General features: G+C 66.7%; 14 protein-coding genes and 1 tRNA gene. 8 read left to right on the top strand and 7 right to left on the bottom strand.

The window, feature by feature from the left end; translation table 11 throughout:
• Positions 1 to 6: 6 nt before the first annotated feature.
• Positions 7 to 1350 carry an AarF/ABC1/UbiB kinase family protein gene (locus tag QXK92_RS12355; RefSeq protein WP_306241901.1) on the bottom strand — a complete coding sequence of 448 codons (1344 nt, stop codon included), beginning with the start codon at positions 1348 to 1350 and terminating at the stop codon, positions 7 to 9.
• A 122-nt stretch (positions 1351 to 1472) separates the two neighbouring features.
• Between QXK92_RS12355 and QXK92_RS12350 the strand changes: the two genes are divergently transcribed.
• Positions 1473 to 1646, top strand: a complete 174-nt coding sequence (locus tag QXK92_RS12350; RefSeq protein ID WP_306241900.1) for a hypothetical protein — start codon at positions 1473 to 1475, stop codon at positions 1644 to 1646.
• Here the strand turns inward: QXK92_RS12350 and QXK92_RS12345 are convergent.
• Together QXK92_RS12345 and QXK92_RS12340 are read right to left on the bottom strand one after the other, a co-directional pair.
• Entirely contained in the window at positions 1643 to 2482 is an 840-nt protein-coding gene (locus tag QXK92_RS12345) for a cyclodehydratase (RefSeq protein WP_306241899.1), read from the bottom strand. The genes QXK92_RS12350 and QXK92_RS12345 overlap by 4 nt on opposite strands.
• A 37-nt stretch (positions 2483 to 2519) precedes the next feature.
• The gene (locus tag QXK92_RS12340; protein ID WP_306241898.1) at positions 2520 to 3890 is read right to left on the bottom strand and encodes a zinc-dependent metalloprotease; all 1371 of its coding nucleotides are present in this window, start codon (positions 3888 to 3890) and stop codon (positions 2520 to 2522) included.
• A gap of 78 nt (positions 3891 to 3968) precedes the next feature.
• Between QXK92_RS12340 and QXK92_RS12335 the strand changes: the two genes are divergently transcribed.
• Both QXK92_RS12335 and QXK92_RS12330 read left to right on the top strand, forming a co-directional pair.
• Entirely contained in the window at positions 3969 to 4991 is a 1023-nt protein-coding gene (locus QXK92_RS12335) for a PDZ domain-containing protein (RefSeq protein ID WP_306241897.1), read from the top strand.
• Between the two features lie 69 nt (positions 4992 to 5060).
• Positions 5061 to 8042 (top strand): UPF0182 family protein, encoded by a 2982-nt coding sequence (locus tag QXK92_RS12330; protein ID WP_306241896.1) that lies wholly within the window; start codon positions 5061 to 5063, stop codon positions 8040 to 8042.
• Positions 8043 to 8046: 4 nt separating this feature from the next.
• Here QXK92_RS12330 and QXK92_RS12325 read toward each other — a convergent pair whose 3' ends face one another.
• Positions 8047 to 8961 carry a GlxA family transcriptional regulator gene (locus QXK92_RS12325; RefSeq protein ID WP_371934210.1) on the bottom strand — a complete coding sequence of 305 codons (915 nt, stop codon included), beginning with the start codon at positions 8959 to 8961 and terminating at the stop codon, positions 8047 to 8049.
• A gap of 135 nt (positions 8962 to 9096) precedes the next feature.
• Between QXK92_RS12325 and QXK92_RS12320 the strand changes: the two genes are divergently transcribed.
• The gene (locus tag QXK92_RS12320; RefSeq protein WP_306241895.1) at positions 9097 to 9747 is read left to right on the top strand and encodes an HD domain-containing protein; all 651 of its coding nucleotides are present in this window, start codon (positions 9097 to 9099) and stop codon (positions 9745 to 9747) included.
• Complete coding sequence (locus tag QXK92_RS12315; RefSeq protein WP_371934510.1) at positions 9740 to 10267, top strand: Dps family protein; 528 nt, start codon at positions 9740 to 9742, stop codon at positions 10265 to 10267. Before QXK92_RS12320 ends, QXK92_RS12315 begins: the two co-directional genes overlap by 8 nt.
• Positions 10268 to 10270: 3 nt before the next feature.
• On the opposite strand, the gene QXK92_RS12310 is transcribed toward QXK92_RS12315, so the two are convergent.
• Complete coding sequence (locus QXK92_RS12310; protein WP_306241893.1) at positions 10271 to 11473, bottom strand: RtcB family protein; 1203 nt, start codon at positions 11471 to 11473, stop codon at positions 10271 to 10273.
• Positions 11474 to 11624: 151 nt separating this feature from the next.
• Here QXK92_RS12310 and QXK92_RS12305 point away from each other — a divergent pair.
• Both QXK92_RS12305 and QXK92_RS12300 read left to right on the top strand, forming a co-directional pair.
• Positions 11625 to 11698: transfer RNA gene (locus QXK92_RS12305), tRNA-Met, on the top strand.
• Positions 11699 to 11864: 166 nt separating this feature from the next.
• Positions 11865 to 12809, top strand: a complete 945-nt coding sequence (locus QXK92_RS12300) for an alpha/beta fold hydrolase (RefSeq protein WP_306241892.1) — start codon at positions 11865 to 11867, stop codon at positions 12807 to 12809.
• Between the two features lie 26 nt (positions 12810 to 12835).
• Here QXK92_RS12300 and QXK92_RS12295 read toward each other — a convergent pair whose 3' ends face one another.
• Entirely contained in the window at positions 12836 to 13462 is a 627-nt protein-coding gene (locus QXK92_RS12295; protein ID WP_306241891.1) for a TetR family transcriptional regulator, read from the bottom strand.
• Between the two features lie 102 nt (positions 13463 to 13564).
• Between QXK92_RS12295 and QXK92_RS12290 the strand changes: the two genes are divergently transcribed.
• Positions 13565 to 14674, top strand: coding sequence for a phosphotransferase (locus QXK92_RS12290; RefSeq protein WP_306241890.1), 1110 nt, complete (start codon positions 13565 to 13567; stop codon positions 14672 to 14674).
• On the opposite strand, the gene QXK92_RS12285 is transcribed toward QXK92_RS12290, so the two are convergent.
• Positions 14629 to 15918: an alpha/beta hydrolase family protein gene (locus tag QXK92_RS12285; protein WP_306241889.1), complete on the bottom strand. Its 1290-nt coding sequence runs from the start codon at positions 15916 to 15918 to the stop codon at positions 14629 to 14631. The two genes, QXK92_RS12290 and QXK92_RS12285, sit on opposite strands and share 46 nt — an antisense overlap.
• Positions 15919 to 15921 lie beyond the last annotated feature (3 nt).

The raw sequence follows: 15921 nt of genomic DNA, 5'->3' as shown, positions 1-15921 counted from the left end.
GGGCGCTTAAACCACGACAGCGTCTGGTTCGGCGAAGCCGGGAATCAGCTCCTCCGACAGCGCCTTGATGGGCACCGTCGCATCCAGCTGGCACAGAATCGCGGCCACCGATGCGATCACCCGCATCGGGATCGCCAGCTTGGGCGGCAGGTCCATCTGCCGCGCCGTTTTGATCTGGGCCACCGAGCGGTCGAACTGGCTCACCGTCATCCGCTGCAGCCACTTACGGGTGTAGTGGAACTCGTCTACCTCGATGGGCTCGACGTACTGGCGCAACATCTCGTCGATCTCGCGGACCGAGACCTGCTGACCCTTCTGGATGAACCCGACCTTCTCCATGGTGGGTAGCAGCAGGTCGTAGTTCTTGTCGCGGGCCAACCGAATGGTCATGCCGAGTTCGATGGGGTATCCGCCGGGCAACGGTGCGACGGCGCCGAAGTCGATGACGCCCATCCGTCCGTCGGGCAGCAGCATGAAGTTGCCCGGGTGGGCGTCGCCGTGCAGCATTTCCAGCCGCCGCGGCGCGTCAAAGGTGAGTTCCAGCAGCCGAACGCCGATCAAGTCACGCTGCTCGGGGGTGCCGTGACGGATGATCTCGGCCATCGGGATGCCGTCGATCCACTCCTGGATCACCACCTTCGGCGCGCTGGCCACCACGTGCGGAACCGCGAAGTGGGGATGGCCTGCGTACGCCTTGGCGAACTTGCGCTGGTTGTCGGCTTCCAGCCGGTAGTCCAACTCCATCTCAGTGCGTTCGATCAGCTCGTCGACCACGCCCTGGATGTCGGCGCCGGGGGAGAGTTGCTTGAACACCCCGACCATGCGCTGCATCGTCTTGAGGTCGGCGCGCAGCGCCTCGTCGGCGCCCGGGTACTGAATTTTGACGGCCACCTCGCGGCCGTCGGACCAGATGGCCTTGTGAACCTGGCCAATGCTGGCTGAGGCGACGGGGGTGTCGTTGAACGACGTGAAGCGTTCCCGCCATTTGGTGCCCAGCTGGGCGTCGAGAACCCGGTGCACCTTGGCGGCGGGCAGCGGGGGAGCGTCCTTCTGCAGTTTGGTCAGCGCTTCGCGGTACGGCTCGCCGAATTGCTCGGGGATGGCAGCCTCCATCACCGACAGCGCCTGCCCGACTTTCATCGCCCCGCCCTTGAGCTCGCCCAGAACGGTGAACAGCTGGTTGGCGGCCTTCTCCATCAGCTCGGCGTTGACTTCGTCCTTCGACTTGCCGGTCAGCCGCTTACCGAACCCGAGGGCCGCCCGGCCGGCCATGCCGACCGGCAGGCTGGCGAGTTTGGCATTGCGGGCGGCGCGGCCGCGCTTGATCTCTGACACACCCCCATCATCCACGACGGCCACCGCATCGTCTGCATCGATTTGAGTCGTAGTTCTTTTGGGATATGTACTCTCTTCGGGTCGCGCATCCGTGTGACGCATCGATCCCCACGTCCGGAGGGTGGACACCAACAGCCATGGCAGCCAGACAATCGCAGCACGACGCCGCCGATTCCTTGTTCCGAGCGATCATCGAGGTGCTGGACAAGCACCGCAACGAGCGCACCCTGACCGAGGACGTGCTGGACACCCTCGGCCGTGCCTACGCGTCGATCTCGACCTGCGTTCCGGAGCAGGGCCGGCTCGGCTAGCAGGTACACAGCGGATGCCGGGTCCACGGGCGGGCCATGATCGTGCTCGCCCGTAGATCGAACTCCAGGGTGGCGTTGAGCGCTGCGGGCGGATCGGGCTGCTGCCCGCGCACTGCCGCGACGACCTGATTGACCTGGCTCAGCGCCAGCGCTGCGGTGGCCAGGATGGTGGCCCGATCGGCGACCCCGATGGTGTCGCGCAGCTGCGCCGCGATGGCCGGCCACGCCGCGTCGCGGTCGCGACGGTGCAGGTCAGCACAGCCCAGGCAGCTGGTCACACCGGGCAGGACCAGCGGCCCCACCAGGCCGGTGCCGTCGCGTACCCGGACGGGAAGATGCGGGACACCCGCGTTGTGCAGGTCGCGCACCATGCGCGGGTCGGCCACCAGGAAATCCGTCAGCACGACGAGATCCACGCTGGCCGTTGTGACGGCAGCGTGCGGCTGGCTGGTGTGCCCGGTCCGCACGCCCGAAGAGCGCAACGCGTGCACCAGCAGGTCGGACAGGGGACCCCGGCCATGCACCCGGATCGACGCCGTCCGACCCGACGGGTCGCCGCCGCCGCGGGTGGCCACTCCGGCCTCGACCAGCTGGGTGAGCAGATCCGTCAGGTCGTCGCCGGCCAACCCACCGGCCTGGCGCTGCAACTCGGTGAGCGACACCGGCGACCGCATGGACCGCAGCAGTGCCGCCAGATTCGGCGCGGTCAGATCGCCCGGGGGACGCACCAGCACCGCACGGCGGGGATGCCACCCGACCTGCACCACACCGTCGGGCCGCAACAGCACCGGCATCGCCGGATCGAGGGAGAACAACGGTGGTGCGGCCGACGCCATGAGATGTCACGGTGCCAGGCCGGGCGCGCGGCTGTGGTCAGTTATCCACAGGACCCGGGTCGTCCCGGATGTCATCCTCGAGCTCGGCGATCGCCGCGTCGATCCCGCTGGTGTCACCGCCCACGATCCGGTCGATGAAGGCCGCCGGGTCGTCGAGGTCGTCGGCGCCGGGCAGCAGGTCGGGGTGCTGCCACACGGCATCCCGCGCATCCATCCCGGCGGCGTCGGTCAGTCGCTGCCACAACGCACCGGCTTCGCGCAGTTTGCGCGGCCGCAGCTCCAGCCCGACCAGGGTCGCGAAGGTCTGCTCGGCGGGGCCCCCGCTGGCGCGGCGCCTGCGCAGCGTCTCGCTGAGCGCCGCCTCGCCGGGCAACCGGTCACCGAGTGCGGCGGTCACCACCGTCTGCACCCAGCCTTCGATCAGGGCGAGCAGCGTCTCGAGCCGTTCGAGCGCCTGCGTCTGCGCGGGCGTGGCCTTCGGCTCGAAGACGCCCTGGCTGAGCAGGTTTTCCATGGCGGCCGGATCGGCCAGCGATGCCGGGTTGAAATCCCGGGCCAGCTCTTCGATGCCGGTCATATCGATCTGCATCCCCGCGGCGTACGCCTCGACGGCTCCCAGTAACTGGCTGGACAACCAGGGAACGTGGCTGAACAGGCGGTGGTGGGCGGCCTCCCGGGCCGCCAGGAACGTCATGATCTCGCTGCGCGGCTGCTCGAGGCCCTCGGCAAAGGACTCCACCGCGTCCGGCAGGATGGCGGCGATCCCCTTGGGTCCGAGCGGCAGGCCGATGTCCGTGGACGTCAGCACCTCTTTGGACAGCCGGCCCAGTGCCTGGCCGAGCTGAGAACCGAAGGCGATACCGCCCATCTGCGACATCATCTGCAGCAGCGGGCCGGCCATGCCCTTGGCCTCTTCTGGCAGCGATTGCGCCCACACCGAGGAGATCTGCTGGGCCATCGGGTCGCACAGCCGCTTCCAGGTGCCCAGCGTGTTGTCGACCCAGTCCGACGGGCTCCAGCCGACCGCTCTGGTGGTGCCTTCCGGCAGTGCCGTCGCGCCGTTGAGCCAGGTCTCGGCCAGGTGCACCGCGTCGGCGATCGCCGAGTTGGTGGTGGCCGGGATCGGGGCGACGAACCCGATCGAACCCGACGCCACCTGTCGGGCCAGGTCGTAGTTCACCGGGCCGGCGTCCTTGCCGGACGCCATCGCGCTGCCGACACCGCCGAACATCTCACCCAGTCGGGTGAACAACTGGCCCAGGTTGGCCATGTCGAAGTCACCCCCGAACCCGAACGGGTTGTTGCCCGCGCCGGCGTTGGGATCGTTCTTCTCGCGCTTCTCACGGTCGGGGTCGTCTCCGCTGGAGAAGCCGAAAGGCAGGTCAGCCATGAGGTCAACCGTACTCACCACGCTGACGGAAAGCGCGCGGCACGGTCACGCTCTCAGCTGAACGTGTCCGAGGCCACGCCGGTTAGGGTAAGCGGCGTGAACAGGCGGATTTTGACCCTGATGGTCGCGCTCGTCCCCATCGTGGTCTTCGGGGTGCTGCTCGCGGTGGTGACGGTCCCGTTTGTGTCACTGGGGCCGGGACCGACCTTCGACACGCTCGGCGAGGTCGACGGCAAGCAGGTCGTGCAGATCGAGGGCACCCAGACCCACCCGACGACGGGTCACCTGAACATGACGACGGTTTCCCAGCGCGACGACCTGACCCTGGGCGAGGCGCTGAGTCTGTGGATCTCGGGTCAGGAGCAGCTGGTGCCGCGCGACCTGATTTACCCGCCCGGCAAGTCCCGCGACGAGGTCGACCAGGCCAACAACGCCGATTTCAAGAACTCCGAGGACAGCGCGCAGTACGCCGCCCTGGGCTACCTGAAGTACCCGGAAGCGGTCACTATCGCCACGGTCACCGACCCCGGCCCGTCGGCCGGGAAGTTGAAGCCCGGTGACGCGATCGACGCCGTCGACCGGACGCCGGTGGCCAACGTCGAGGAGTTCACCTCGCTGCTCAAGAAATCCAAGCCCGGCCAGGTAGTGACGATCGACTACCGCCGCAAGAATGAGCCGGCCGGCATCGCAGAGATCACGCTGGGCACCAACAAGGACCGCGACTACGGGTTCATGGGCGTGGCGGTGCTCGACGCGCCCTGGGCACCGTTCACCGTCGACTTCAACCTGGCCAACATCGGCGGGCCGTCGGCCGGGCTGATGTTCAGCCTCGCCGTCGTCGACAAGCTCACCACCGGTGACCTGGCCGGTTCGACGTTCGTCGCCGGCACCGGCACGATCACCGTCGACGGCAAGGTGGGTCCCATCGGCGGCATCACGCACAAGATGGCCGCGGCCCGTGCCGCCGGCGCCTCGGTGTTCCTGGTGCCCGCGAAGAACTGCTACGAGGCGATGTCCGACATTCCGTCGGGGCTCAAGCTGGTGAAGGTCGAAACGCTCGGTTCCGCGGTGGACGCCCTGCATGCGATGACGTCGGGGGCGGCCACTCCGAGCTGCTAGCCGAGCTGCCAGTCAGGCCACTTGCGTACAGTTGTCGCCATCGGGAAAACGAAGCAGGGAGCGTAGCCAGTGGGAATGCGGCCCACCGCAAGGATGCCGAAGTTGACTCGGCGTAGCCGGATTCTGATCCTGATCGCGCTGGGTGTGATCGTGCTGTTGCTGGCCGGCCCCCGGCTGATCGACGCGTATGTCGACTGGCTGTGGTTCGGCGAGCTGGGCTACCGCTCGGTGTTCACCACCGTGCTGGTCACCCGCATCGTGGTGTTCCTGGTGGCAGGTCTGCTGGTGGGCGGCATCGTGTTCGGCGGGCTCGCGCTGGCCTACCGCACCCGCCCGGTGTTCGTCCCGAGCAACGACAACGATCCGGTGGCGCGCTATCGGGTTGTCGTGCTGAGCCGGCTGCGATTGGTGGGCATCGGGGTGCCGACGGCGATCGGTTTGCTGGCCGGAATGGTGGCGCAGAGCTACTGGGTGCGCATTCAGTTGTTCCTGCACGGCGGCGACTTCGGCATCGCCGATCCGCAGTTCGGCAAGGACCTCGGCTTCTACGCGTTCGAGTTGCCGTTCTACCGGCTGGTGCTCAGCTACCTGTTCGTGGCGGTGTTCCTGGCCCTGGTGGCTAATCTGGTGTCGCACTACCTGTTCGGCGGGATCAGGCTGTCCGGGCGGGCGGGGGCGTTGAGCCGCTCGGCGCGCATCCAGCTGATCAGCCTGGTCGGGGTGTTGGTGGTGCTCAAGGCGGTGGCGTACTGGCTGGACCGCTACGAGCTGCTCTCACACACCCGCGGAGGCAAGCCGTTCACCGGAGCCGGGTACACCGACATCAACGCGGTGCTGCCGGCCAAGCTGATTTTGATGGCGATCGCTCTGATCTGCGCGGCCGCGGTGTTTTCCGCGATCACGTTGCGCGACTTGCGCATTCCCGCGATCGGCCTGGTATTGCTGTTGCTGTCGTCGCTGATCGTGGGGGCGGGCTGGCCGCTGATCGTCGAGCAGATCAGCGTCAAACCCAATGCGGCGCAGAAGGAAAGCGAATACATCAGCCGAAGTATCGCGGCTACCCGACAGGCCTACGGGCTGACGCCGGACGTGGTGACCTACCGCAACTACACCGGCGACGGGCAGGCGACCGCGCAGCAGGTGGCCGCCGACCGCGCTACCACCTCCAACATCCGCCTGCTCGACCCGACCATCGTCAGCCCGGCGTTCACCCAGTTCCAGCAGGGTAAGAACTTCTACTACTTCCCCGACCAGCTGTCGATCGACCGCTACCAGGACCGTGGCGGCAGTTTGCGCGACTACGTGGTTGCCGCCCGGGAACTCAACCCGGACCGGCTGATCGATAACCAGCGCGACTGGATCAACCGGCACACCGTCTACACCCACGGCAACGGCTTCATCGCTTCGCCGGCCAACACGGTGCGCGGCATCGCCAACGACCCGAACCAGAACGGCGGTTACCCGCAGTTCCTGGTCAACGTCGTCGGGGCGAACGGCAGCATCGTGTCGGACGGCCCGGCCCAGCTGGACCAGCCGCGGGTCTATTTCGGGCCGGTCATCGCCAACGCGGCCGCCGATTACGCGATCGTCGGCAAGACCGGGGCCGACCGCGAGTACGACTACGAGACCAGCACCGAGACCAAGAACTACACCTATACCGGTGCCGGCGGGGTGGCGATCGGCAGCTGGATCTCCCGCAGCGTGTTCGCCGCGAAGTTCGCCGAACGAAACTTCTTGTTCTCCAACGTGATCGGCTCCAATAGCCGGATCCTGTTCAACCGCGACCCCGCCCAGCGGGTGGAGGCGGTGGCGCCGTGGCTGACCACCGACAGCGCGGTGTACCCGGCCATCGTGAACAAGCGGATGGTGTGGATCATCGACGGCTACACCACGCTGGACAACTACCCGTACTCCGAGCTCACCTCGCTGTCCTCGGCGACGGCCGACTCGACCGAGGTGGCGTTTAACCGGCTGGCGCCCGACAAGAAGGTCTCCTACATCCGCAATTCGGTGAAGGCGACCGTGGACGCCTACGACGGCACCGTGACGCTGTATCAGCAGGACGAGAACGATCCGGTGCTCAAGGCCTGGATGCAGGTGTTTCCGGGAACGGTGAAGCCCAAGAGCGACATCAGCCCCGAGTTGGCCGAACACCTGCGCTACCCCGAGGACTTGTTCAAGGTGCAGCGCATGCTGCTGGCCAAGTACCACGTCAACGACCCGGTGACGTTCTTCTCCACCTCGGACTTCTGGGACGTGCCGCTGGACCCCAACCCCACCGCCAGCAGCTACCAGCCGCCGTACTACATCGTCGCGAAAAACATTGCCAAGAACGACAGTTCGGCGTCTTATCAGCTGACCAGCGCGATGAACAGGTTCAAGCGCGACTACCTGGCCGCCTACATCAGCGCCAGTTCGGATCCCGCGACCTACGGCAAGATCACGGTGCTGACCATCCCGGGTCAGGTCAACGGGCCGAAGCTGGCCAACAACGCGATCACCACCGATCCCGCGGTGTCCCAGGACCTCGGCGTGATCGGCCGTGACAACCAGAACCGCATCCGCTGGGGCAATCTGCTCACGCTCCCGGTGGGTCAGGGTGGCCTGCTGTACGTCGAGCCGGTCTACGCATCGCCGGGGGCCAGTGACGCGGCCTCGTCGTATCCGCGGTTGATCCGCGTGGCGATGATGTACAACGACAAGATCGGTTACGGGCCCACCGTGGGTGATGCGCTGACGGCGCTGTTCGGCCCCGGTGCGGGAGCCGCCGCGACCGGAATCCAACCCACCGACGCCGGAGTGCCGGCCGCCCCGCCGGCCAATCCTCCGCCGCCGGCCAACGGGCCGGGGACACCACCGCCGACGGCGGCGATACCGCCCCCGCCTGACGCGTCGACCACGCTGTCGCCCGCCAAAGCCGCTGTGCTGCAAGAGATCCAAGCGGCGATCGGCGCTGCCAGGGACGCGCAGAAGAAGGGCGACTTCGCCGGCTACGGGTCCGCGCTGCAGCGCCTGGACGAAGCCATCACGAAGTTCAACAACACGAAGTAGGCGCTCAGCCGCGCGCCGCGGTGCGGAACCTCTCCCGGTAGGCCTTTGGCGTGACGCCCAGGTGGTCGACGAACACCCGGCGCAGGCTCTCGGCGCTGCCGAACCCCGCCAACCGCGCCGTCTCCGCAACGCTGCGCCCCGCGTCGAGGGCAGCGCGGGCGGCGTCGATGCGCACCATCTCGACGTAGCGGGCCGGCGTCGTCCCGAGTTCGGACTGAAAGAGCCGGGTCAGCTGCCGGGTGCTCAACGAGGCCCGCTGCGCAAGGACGTTCACGCTGTGGTTGTCGGCCGGATTGGCCGAGATCGCCGCTGTGACCTTGCGCAGCGGAGACTGCGGTGGCGGGTCCGCCTCGACCAGTACCGAGAACTGTGACTGCCCGCCCGCGCGCTTGAGGTAGACCACCAGCCATCGGGCCACGGCGCGGACCAGCTCTGTGCCGTAATCCATTTCGACCAGAGCCAGCGCCAAATCGATGCCCGCCGATATCCCGGCCGAGGTGAAGACGTCGCCGTCGCGGACGAAGATTGCGTCCGGCTCAACTGAGATGTCGGGATACGCTCGCGCGAACAACCGGACGTCATGCCAGTGCGTGGTGGCGCGCCGGCCTTGCAACAGCCCGGCCTGCGCCAGAATGAACGATCCCGTGCAGATGGAGGCCAGCCGGCGGGTCCGGCCGGCGATCGACCTGATGGCCTTGACCAGGGAGGGGTCGATGGGGCGCCGAGGCAGGTCGTCGCTGCCGGCGACCAGGACGGTGTCCGCGGATTCGATCGACGTGATTGCGTCGGTGACGCCCAGCCGGGTCCCGATCGACGTGGTGACGTCGCGGCCGTCCACCGACGCGATCCTGAGCTGATAGTCGGCACCGGCGCGGTTGGCTTCGGCGAACACTTCGCCGGCTCCCGCGACATCCAGCATCGTCACGTCGTCGAAGACGACGATCACAACCACGCGAGCCCCCACCCGTCCATTCTGCGGCCATGTCGCTTTCTGTGGGAAAGACGGCGCAAACGGCTACCCGCCGTCAGGGTTTGACCGCCGCAGACTGACCGGATGAGCACTCAATCGATAGACACCATCGCCGGCATCGCCATCCCGGACACGCCACTGGTCCGCGAGGTCACCGACTACATCCGCGCCGCCGAAGACGATCTGCTCTTCGACCACTCCCGGCGGGTGTATCTCTTCGGCGCCCTGCAGGGGCGCCGGCTGGGCCTGCAACCCGACCTCGAGTTGCTGTACGTGGGGGCGATGTTTCACGACATCGGCTTGACCGAGCGCTACCGTACGTCGACGCTGCGCTTCGAAGTCGACGGCGCCAACGCGGCGCGCGACTTCCTGCTGGAGCGCGGCCACGACCCGGCCGACGCCCGAAAGGTGTGGCTGGGCATCGCCTTACACACCACGCCGGGCGTGCCCGAGTTCCTCGACCCCGAAATCGCCTTGGTCACAGCCGGTGTGGAGACGGACGTGCTGGGCACGGGCCGCGAGGACCTGGCACCGGAGGCACGGGACGCGGTGACCGCGGCGCACCCTCGGCCGGACTTCAAGAACCGCATCCTGGCCGCCTTCAACGACGGCATGAAGCACCGCCCGGACAGCACCTTCGGCACCATGAACGACGACGTGCTGGCGCACTTCGACCCGACGTTCCAGCGGGCGAACTTCGTCGACATCATCCTGGGCAACGGGTGGGATGAATGAACAAGCCAAAGGACCGACCGTGACCACATCAGTCTCCACCAATCGCCGTAACAGCAACGATATCAACCGATTTCAGGCCCCAGCCGGCTTGTTCGACAATCTGCAGAAGGTGCTCGTCGACCTGATCGAGTTGCACCTGCAGGCCAAGCAGGCGCATTGGAACGTCGTCGGGACGAACTTCCGGGATCTGCATCTGCAACTCGACAGCCTGGTCGACGTCGCGCGGGAAGCCAGCGACACGATCGCCGAACGGATGCGCGCCCTGAACGCGGTTCCCGACGGGCGTTCCGACACGGTCGTTGCCGGCACCACCGTGCCCGCGGCACCGCCGGGGCTGGTCAGCGTCGCCGACACCGTCGACATCATCACCACTCGGATTCACGCCGTCGTAGGCACCCTGCGCGCAGTGCACGACGACGTCGACGACGCGGACCCCACCACCGCGGACCTACTGCACGCCATCATCGACGACCTGGAGAAGCAGGCTTGGCTGCTCAAGGCCGAGACCGAGACGGCGTAAAGCTCAGGTCCCCTTCACGTTCATGATCTGCCGCAACGAGGTCACCACGTCGACCAGGGATGCGGCGTCGACCATGACCTGGTCGATATCCTTGTAGGCCTGCGGGATCTCGTCGATCCACTCCCTGCCGTGCCGGTATTCGATGCCCAGCATTGCCTCGGCCAGGTCCTGCTCATTGAACAGTTCCTTGGCCTTGGTCCTGCTGAACCGCCGGCCGGCTCCGTGCGGAGCCGACCACAGACCGTCTGCGTTTCCCTTGCCCCGCACGATGTATGAGCGGGTGCCCATCGAGCCGGGAATGATGCCCAGCTTGCCTTCGGTGGCATCGATTGCGCCCTTGCGGGTCAGCCACACGGTTTCGCCTTGGATGGTGGTCGGCACCGTGTAGTTGTGATGCGTGTTGATGCGCTCGACCGCCACGCGCTGCGCCTGGGCCCCGATCCACTCCGCGAACACGTGGATGAACCGGTCCATCATCTCGGCCCGGTTGAGGTAGGCGAAGCGCTGAGCCCACGTCAAATCCTTGATGTAGCGGTCGAATTCGGGTGTGCCCTCCTGAAGGTACGCCAGGTCGCGGTTCGGAAGCCTGATCGATGGGTTGGCCGTGCATTGGTCCAGGGCGATCTTGATGTGCCGCTGGGCGATCTTGTTGCCGACGCCGCGGGAGCCGCTGTGCAGAAACAGCCAGACGTTGTCGTCGGTGTCCAGGCACAGTTCGATGAAATGGTTGCCGCCGCCGAGAGATCCCAGCTGCTGCAACCACTTCGGGCTATGCGACAGGTCGACGTCGAGGTCCTGCTGTAACTTCAGCAGCTCGTCGTGCTTGCGAGCGGTGAACGAGAACCGTTGCAGGCTCTTGTTGTAGTTGCCGGGGGAGAGCGGGATCGCATCCTCGACCGCTTGGCGCAGTGCCGACAGCTTGGGTCGGTAGTCGCCAAACCGGCCGGCCAGGTCCTGCTCGGTGAATCGGGTCTTGGCCGCGACCATGCCGCAGCCGATGTCGACGCCAACCGCCGCGGGAATGACCGCGCCGCGGGTGGGGATGACGGTTCCGACCGCCGACCCCTTGCCCAGGTGCGCGTCGGGCATCAGTGAGACGTGCGGGTGCACGAACGGCATCGACGCGGTGACCTTGGCCTGCTCGACGGTGTTGCCGGCGATGTCGGTGGCGAAGTTGAGCAGCTTGGGCCCGAGCTGTTCGGGCATGACGGTCTCCTTGAACGTGGGTTGGCTGGTGAACGGTATTCCCGGCGGCGCCGCGTATGCAACGGAATTTCGCCCGGGCCGCCTGCCTCAGTGCTGGTGAGCACGCGATTTGGAGAGGTCCCCACGTGTTGGGTAACCTTGCGTTTACCGACGCGGGGTGGAGCAGCTCGGTAGCTCGCTGGGCTCATAACCCAGAGGTCGCAGGTTCGAATCCTGTCCCCGCTACAAAGTGGGATGGCCTCCGGAGACTTCTCCGGGGGCCATTTTTTTCCCGATAGGAACCTCGTGGGGAACATTCGCCAAGCTAACGTTTTCTTGGCGGTCCACGTTTGAGGTCGAGTAATCGAAGGTTCAGCAGGCGGTAGGTGGGAGGAGGCTACGATCGCGAATCATGACTGAACGAGCTCCGCGACCGTCGGCACAAGCGCAGGCCGGCGCGATTGCCCCGCTCGATGTCAATGGCTCCGGAGTCCTTCCCCCGGTCGATGCCAAAGTGCGCCGACTTTTCTGGCTGCTCGAGCGCTTCGCGCCCTCGTTGGGATCACGGTGGGCAGTCGAGTTGTGGTGCACCCCACCGATTCTCGAATCTAGTCTGCGCATGCCGCCGGGTGTGTCCCCAGGCAGGCCGATAGAAGCGTATTGGGATGGGCATCGGGTCGCTGGCGAGGAGTGGGGCGAGGGACGGCCGATTTATCTGGTCCATGGGTGGGGCGGCCGGCGCGCGCATCTGGCAATCTTCGTCAAACCGCTGGTGGAGGCTGGGTATCGAGTCGTTGCTTTCGACTTGCCCAGCCACAACGAATCCGATCCGGGTGCGCTCGCGCCCGGGCGTACCACCGCCACCGAGTGCGCCGACGCGATTGCGGCCATGATCGAGGCCCACGGGCCAGCCCATGCGGTAGTGGCTCACTCACTCGGAGCGAACGCGACTGCGCTGGCGGCGGCGCAGGGCGCACCCGTAGGGCGCTTGGTCCTATTGGCGCCAATGGGCGATTTTCCCCTCTATCTCGACTGGTTCGCCGCACGCCACGGCTTCGGTCGCCGGATCCGCGCGGGTCTGCACCGCCGGCTGGAAAAGCGAATCGCTATGCCGCTGGAAGAGACGAACATGACGCGGATCGGTCGGCGAGCCAACTACCCACCATTGCTCCTGATCCACGACCCCGACGACCCGGACAGCCCCTATGCCGCCACCGAGCGACTGGCCGCGGCGTGGCAAGGCGCACAATTTCTGACCACCAAAGGGCTCGGCCGCTTAGCGCATTACCGAATCCTGCGCCACCGCCCCGCTATTCGCGCCGGGGTGGAATTCATCGGTGCAACCACGCGCCCATAGCTCGAATCGAGGCTTGCGACTGGGCTTTAGGACTGCCCGTCGCCGCCGTCATTGGTGACCGAGTTGACCACCCCGAGCACCATCTCCAGGGTGGCCTGCTCCGCCAGCGTCCGCTCCTCGCCCGATTCGTATTGTGCCCGTTCAAGGTCGGCGAGCAGGGCGAAGACGACGGTGATCAAGCCCCGGGTGTGAAGCGCCCGAAGGCCGTCCGGCCGGGGTGGGGCCAGGGCTTCGAGGCGTCGCACGATCAGGGTGGTCGCGGCCCAGTCGCGCCGGCCGGTGAGGTCGATACCCGGGTAGTCGCGGATCTTCTCCATGAACCGCGCATGGAAGCCGGGAGCGCACGCACGCTGGTATTCGAAGACCGGTCCGAGCAACGCCTCCAGCAGTCCGCGGGCGGTGAAGTCGGCTCCCGCCTCGAGCGCCGCGAGCCGCTCGAGGCGTTGCGGTTCGAAGACGCTCTGTCGTGCCTCGACGACCGCGGTGATGAGTTGTTCCCGGGTGCCGAAGTGGTAGCGGATCGCGGCGCTGTTGCGCTGCCCGGCTGCGGCTACCACCTGGCGCAGCGACACGGCGGGACCTTGCTCGGCGATGAGCCGTTCGGCGGTGTCGATGAGCGTTACCCGGGCGGGTTCTCTGCTGCCCTCTTCCACGCCGCAGACTCTATCACGATCGTATTGCAGAAATAACCCATTTGTATTAGCGTGCCAAACGGCAGGGCGGCCGATTGCCGCTCAGACTCCGGAGGGTCCTCAATGTCTGAACTTGGTCAAATCCCCACCGATGCGGCAGCGATCACGCCCGAGCTCATCGAGCAGTTGATCGGCACCCTCAATCCCGGCGTCGGGGTGCGCGACCTCCGAGTCCGCAGGGTGTGGCAGTGGGGTGAGGGCGACGCGGTGTCGACGTCCGGACGCGTCGATCTGGAGCTGACGTACGACGGGGCGGGTACCGGTCTGCCCCGGCAGGTCGTGCTGAAGCTCGCTCGGCCGGACCTGCCGGCCTATCCGCTCTACCGCAACGAGGTTCAGGCGTACAGCCGCCTGTGGCCCTGGACCATGGTTCGCACCCCGCAATGCTTGGGGGCATGGTTCGACGCGGCCACCGGAAGTTTCGGCCTGGCCCTGGAGGACCTCACCGCCCGGGGGGCACAGTTTCCGTCCGTGGCGTCATCGCCGTCGTTGGCGAGCCTGGAAGACGCCATCCGGCAGCTCGCGGGATTCCATGCGCGGCACTGGGGAACGCGCGCCGACTGGTCGGCCCCCGAGCTCAAGTGGGCGCAGACGCAGGTTGCCGGAGAACTGCACGAACTGTTCACCCATCCCGATCTCGTGCCGGCGATGATCGCGGACGAGGTGGGCAACAACCTGCACAAGCGGGAATTGGTGCAGTCGGTAAACGAGAGCACGGATTCGCTGTACGAGAAGGTGCAGCTGGTCCAGCGCCATCAGTCACAGCTGCAGCAGACTCTGGTGCACGGTGACTGCCACGTGGGCAACACCTTCGTGCTCCCCGACGGCTCAATGGGATTCGTGGACTGGCAGCTCAGCGTCCGCGGCTACTACATGCACGACCTGTCCTATCTGATCGTCACCGGACTGGACGTCGCGCAACGGCGCGCCCACGAACGACGGCTCATCGACTTGCACCTGAGCCTGCTGCGCGGCCACGGCATCGAGGATCTGCCGACAGCCGCCGAGGCGTTCGAGGAGTACCGCCGTGCGCAGGCGTGGAACACCTACATCGGTTGGCTTACCTGCCCGGTGGAGAACTACGGCTGGGAGATCAACGTGGGCAACCACATTCGGCTGCTGACCGCCTACCGCGACCTGGACTCCGGTCGTGCCATCGAGGCGATCCGCTGAAGCGAAGCGGCACCGCTTCGCGTGCCCAGCCGCTCGGCCAGCCACGGCAGCGTCACCGCAAAGGCATTCGCGGCCGACGGCCAGTCGTGTTTGCCGGGCAGCGCGATCACCTCGCAGGCAATGCCGCTGGCGGCACCTGTCTCGCACAGCGCCTCCGCGGCGTCTTGCCCCACACCGTCGTGATCGCCAGACGTGCCGGGCACCGCGAACAGGCCGGACAGGTCGGCGTACTGGCCATGCCGGCCGATCGCCGTCCTAGGGTCGAACCGCCAGTATGCATCCGCTTCACCGCCGAAGAGCCGGTCGATAGTTTGTTCCCGGTTGCCGGCGTTCGGGCCCATATCGCCGCCGATGTCGACGAAAGCGCTGAAGGTGTTCGGGTGCATCACCGCCAGATCGACGGCACAGGTACCCCCGGAGGAGAAGCCGACCACGCCCCACTTCGGCTCTCCGCCAAGGCCGAACAGCTCATTGATTTCCGGAATCACCTCCGCGGTCAGGTGCTCCGCGGCATTGCCACGCGGTCCGTCGACGCACTCGGTGTCGACCGTGAATCCACCGGTGGCGTCGGCGAAAACAGCGATCGGGGCGTTGCCGCCGTGCGCGGCGGCATACGCATCGAGGGCGGTGGTGGCATTGCCGACGCGAATCCAGTCGGCCGGAGTGCCGAATTCGCCTCCTATCATCAGGATCGCCGGAATCGGCGTGGACGGTGGCCCGGCGAACCAGGCCGGCGGCAGGTAGACCCAGTCGCGGCGGTGTGAAAACCCGGACACCTTGGTGCCCGTCGTCACCGCCACCAGCTTTCCGCGTTGCACCGCAGCGCCTTTGCGCTGCATGGCGTAGGCGGTTCCGATATGAACCTGATCCTGCAGTGGCCTGTTGGTCAGCTGGCTCCATGCGGCATCAACGGTGGGGAAGTAACCCAGCCAGCTGTTGATCGTCAAACCGGCGCTCAGTAAGCAGAACGATGCCGCGAATACCGATGCATTGCGGCGCCATCCGCCGGCACCACGCCACCCGGCGACGGCCGTGGCGGCGGCGAGTCCGAAAAGGAAGACCCACAACCAAAGTCGTCGTGGCGCGGGCTCACTGGCGATCCCGAGCGTGTCGTACGCCCAATGCGCCGCCGCGACGGTCACCGCCCCCGCGGTGACTGCCAACGGAATCCACACCAGGCGCCACCGCCGCCCACGCCACCCGATGGCATAAAGCAGCGCCACCGCGGTGAGGAATTGCACCACGGC

It is taken from the genome of Mycobacterium sp. TY815, from assembly GCF_030755135.1.
Taxonomy (GTDB): domain Bacteria; phylum Actinomycetota; class Actinomycetes; order Mycobacteriales; family Mycobacteriaceae; genus Mycobacterium.
Note: the sequence above shows the minus strand (reverse complement) of the source record. Positions and strands in the feature narration are given on the sequence as shown.

Coding starts and splice junctions, on each gene's coding strand:
- QXK92_RS12310 (WP_306241893.1), bottom strand. CDS start 11,473: ATGCCCGAACAGCTCGGGCCCAAGCTGCTCAACTTCGCCACCGACATC.
- QXK92_RS12300 (WP_306241892.1), top strand. CDS start 11,865: ATGACTGAACGAGCTCCGCGACCGTCGGCACAAGCGCAGGCCGGCGCG.
- QXK92_RS12290 (WP_306241890.1), top strand. CDS start 13,565: ATGTCTGAACTTGGTCAAATCCCCACCGATGCGGCAGCGATCACGCCC.
- QXK92_RS12345 (WP_306241899.1), bottom strand. CDS start 2,482: ATGGCGTCGGCCGCACCACCGTTGTTCTCCCTCGATCCGGCGATGCCG.
- QXK92_RS12350 (WP_306241900.1), top strand. CDS start 1,473: ATGGCAGCCAGACAATCGCAGCACGACGCCGCCGATTCCTTGTTCCGA.
- QXK92_RS12315 (WP_371934510.1), top strand. CDS start 9,740: ATGAATGAACAAGCCAAAGGACCGACCGTGACCACATCAGTCTCCACC.
- QXK92_RS12325 (WP_371934210.1), bottom strand. CDS start 8,961: ATGCTGGATGTCGCGGGAGCCGGCGAAGTGTTCGCCGAAGCCAACCGC.
- QXK92_RS12320 (WP_306241895.1), top strand. CDS start 9,097: ATGAGCACTCAATCGATAGACACCATCGCCGGCATCGCCATCCCGGAC.